The sequence below is a fragment of the Mesorhizobium sp. M0778 genome (assembly GCF_040320105.1).
Lineage (GTDB): Bacteria > Pseudomonadota > Alphaproteobacteria > Rhizobiales > Rhizobiaceae > Mesorhizobium.
Genome location: NZ_JAMYPA010000054.1, coordinates 1 through 1112, shown reverse-complemented (window position 1 = coordinate 1112; position 1112 = coordinate 1). Strand labels below are relative to the sequence as shown.

Here is a 1112-nt window from a genome sequence, read left to right as displayed (position 1 = left end):
CGGCGTTGGTGCACGGATCTTTTATTGGTGTGGGTTTAGGCAAGCGGTAACCGCAATAGCCTTTGTAGCGTAGCCATGCCTTTCAAACACAATGCCAGCCGCCGCCATCATGTTGAGAAGATCACGTTCAGGGTGACGAACTGGCCAGAATATGAGGCAGGACTTCGTCATCGCGGCAGTTTGACCCTGTGGGTGACGCCGGAAGCCCTGTCCAGGTGGCAAGCGCCAAGACACGTGGCGGCCAGCACCGCTATTCTGATCTGGCGATCGAGACCACCTTGACGCTGGGCCTTGTGTTTGGCCTGCGGCTGCGCCAGGCAGAAGGCTTGCTGGAATCGGTGCTGCAACTGATGGCGCTGGCGCTTGCTGTCCCCGATCATACCACCCTGAGCCGTCGGGCGCGGACATGGCAATCGCCCAACAAACGGCATGATCGCCAGGTTCCGCCGGAGGGACCAGTGCATGTTCTTGTCGACAGCACCGGCCTGCAGGTCTACGGCGCGGGTCAGTGGCTGGAGGAGAAGCACGGCGCCAGATCCCGTCGCAGTTGGCGCAAGCTGCATCTGGCACTGGATGCCGACAGCGGCGAGATCATTGCCCATACCCTGACTGATCAGGACACTGGCGATGTCTCTCAAGTTGAGCCACTACTTGACCAGATTGGCGGTCCAATCGGACAGTTTACTGCTGACGGCGGCTATGACGGAAAACCGACTTACGACGCAGTCATCAATCACAGCGCGGCTGTCGCCATCGTCATTCCGCCTCGTGTCAACGCGGTCGAACCATTCGACGATAGACCTGCCGGCCAAAGGGACCAGCATATCGCCGCAATCGGCAGAGACGGCCGGATGAAATGGCAGGTCTCCAACGGTTATGGCAAACGCTCGCTGGTCGAGACCGCCATGGGGCGATACAAGTCCACCATCGGGCGGCGTTTGCGGGCACGGTCGCTTCCCTTCAGCAGACCGAAGTCGCCATCGGCTGCGCCGTCCTCAACCGCATGCTTGCCTGCGCACGCCCGAAATCCGCCCGCCGCAAGGCGGCCACGGCATAGTCTGCCGCTTCAAAGATCGACATCCGCTCAAGTCCGGACCGATGCACCAACGCCC

Annotated in this window: 1 pseudogene; it reads left to right on the top strand. The window is 61.0% G+C overall.

Going from position 1 to position 1112, the window contains the following annotated elements:
• Positions 1–75 precede the first annotated feature (75 nt).
• Positions 76–1057: pseudogene (locus NKI22_RS31355) on the top strand (IS5 family transposase).
• Positions 1058–1112 lie beyond the last annotated feature (55 nt).